The organism is bacterium, assembly GCA_030654305.1.
In the GTDB taxonomy this organism is placed as follows: domain Bacteria; phylum Krumholzibacteriota; class Krumholzibacteriia; order LZORAL124-64-63; family LZORAL124-64-63; genus PNOJ01.
The window spans coordinates 1-2,319 of the sequence record JAURXS010000263.1 but is presented as its reverse complement, the minus strand read 5'-3'; the positions used below and the strand labels follow the sequence as shown (position 1 = coordinate 2,319).

At 71.7% G+C, this 2,319-nt stretch carries 2 protein-coding genes; both read left to right on the top strand.

Annotated elements, in window-relative coordinates:
* The coding region (locus Q7W29_07500) for a translocation/assembly module TamB domain-containing protein (GenBank protein MDO9171658.1) at positions 1–872 on the top strand (872 nt) is incomplete at its 5' end.
* A gap of 14 nt (positions 873–886) precedes the next feature.
* Positions 887–2,319 (top strand): hypothetical protein (locus tag Q7W29_07495; GenBank protein MDO9171657.1); only part of this gene is annotated, 1,433 nt, incomplete at its 3' end.

The following is a 2,319-nucleotide window of genomic DNA, read 5'->3' as shown; positions in this document are numbered from 1 at the left end:
TCGTGCCGAGCTTCGCCGGCGATCTGGAGATCATCGAGGCGCGCTTCTCCGGCGACTTCTCGGAACAGCCGAGCGTGAGCGACCCGCGCGTGGCCACGGTGGCCCCGGACTGGCTGGCGGACCTGCGCCTGCGGGCGCCGCCGCGCAGCTGCCGGGTCATCAACCGCACGATGGAGCTGTTCCTGAGCGGCGAGGTGCGCCTGCTGCGCGACATGGGCGGCATGAACCTGAGCGGCCACCTGAACATCGACCAGGGGCGCCTGCCGGTGTTCAACAACGATTTCAAGGTCAGCTACGGCGGCCTGGACTTCTCGCAGGAGCACGGCGTGATTCCCCAGGTGGGCCTCACCGCCGAGACTTCGGTGCGGCTGCCGGCCAGCGACGGCGGCTCGCGCCGCCTGGAGAAGATCTACGTGGACGTGACGGGCTCGGCGCTGGCCCCGCAGGTCGCCTTCCGCTCCGAGAGCGGCTACGCGCGCAGCAACATCGAGCGCATGCTGCTGGGCATGACGCCGAACGCCTCGGACATCGCGGCCACGTCGGCCGTCCGCCAGGGCACGATGGCCGCCGGGTTCAACCTCCTGGAGCGCGAGGTGGCGGCGGAGCTGGACCTGGTGGACACCTTCGACATTGAGAGCGGCCGCGTCCGCGAGGACGGCACGACGCAGACGCTCATCGGCGTCGGGAAGTACATCGGGCGCGACCTCTACGTGAAGTTCGCCCAGGCCGTCACCGACCAGGACCGCGAGATCCTCGTCGAGTACCAGATCAACGACCACCTGCTGCTGCAGTCGGAGGTCAGCCGCCGGGCCAACGAGATCCTCGGGGACACGACCTACAACCTGGACCTGAAGTACCGGTTCGAGTACTGAGAGGAAAGCGGACGATGGCGGCTCACCGCATACTCGCCACGGCCCTGGCCGCCGCGCTCCTGCTGGCGGCGGCGCCGGCGGACGCCTACTACTTCGGCCGCAACAAGGTCCAGACCGCGGACGTCGCGCGGCGCGTCCTGGTCACGCCCCACTTCGAGATCACCCACGCCGCCGACGCCGAGGAGCTGGCCGTGCGCGCCGCCATCGTGGCCGAGCGCACCTACGCCGAGTACGCCGCCCGCCTGGGCCACGAGCCGGAGCGCCGGATCCCCTTCATCCTCTACTCCTCGCACACGGAGTTCGCGCAGACCAACGTCGCCGACGACCTGCTCGGCGAGGGCACCGGGGGCTTCACCGAGCCCGTCCGCAACCGGATGGTCCTGCCCTACGAGGAGTCCCACGCCGATTTCGTGCACGTGCTGCGCCACGAGCTGGTGCACGTCTTCATGTTCGACATGGTCTTCGGCAGCTCGCGCGGCACGGCGTCGCGGTCGCCGTTCTTCCGCATCCCGCTGTGGTTCGCCGAGGGGCTCGCGGAGTGGTACAGCTCGGGCTGGGACCCCGGCGCCGAGATGTACCTGCGCGACGCGGCGACCAGCGGCTACCTCTGGCCCCTGGACCAGGTCGGCGGGTTCCTGGTCTACAAGGAGGGCCAGGCCGCGCTGCGCCTGATCTCCGAGCGCTACGGCGAGCAGAAGATCCCCGAGATGTGCCGCCTGCTGAACCGCTCCCGCGGCATGGACCGGGTGCTGGACGCCTCGCTGGGGCTCGACGCCGAGGCGCTCGACCGCCTCTACGCCCGCTACGTGCGCGGCCTCACCTGGCCCTCCTACGGCAGCTTCGAGGAACCCGAGGACATCGCCCGGCGCCTGACCGACCACCGCGAGGACGGGGACGGCGCCAACTTCCGCCCTGCGCTGTCGCCCGACGGGACCCAGCTCGCCTTCTTCTCCGACCGCGACGGCCTGATGAGCCTGTACCTGATGTCCGCGATCGACGGCGAGGTCCTGCGCAAGCTGGCGCGCGGCCAGCGCGCCAGCCGCTTCGAGTCGCTGCACCCCTACCGCAGCCGGCCGGCCTTCTCGCCCGATGGGCGCGAGGTGGCCTTCGTGGCGCGCAGCGGCAACACCGAGACCCTGCACACCGTCGAGGTCGCGACCGGCGACGTCACGCGCGACGTGCGCCTGGGCCTGGACGGCGCCTCGTCGCCGGCCTGGTCGCCCGACGGCCGCCGCATCGCCCTGGTGGGCACCGTGGCCGGACGCACGGACCTCTACCTGCTCGACCTCGAACCCGGCGGCGGGCAGGAGCCGGTCCTGGCGAGCGCCGGCACGCCGACCGCCGACGGCCCGGTCCTGCTGCGCGTGACCGACGACGCGGGCGACGAGTCGGGCCCTGCCTGGTCGCCGGACGGCCGCCGCCTCGCCTTCGCCCACAACCCCGTCGC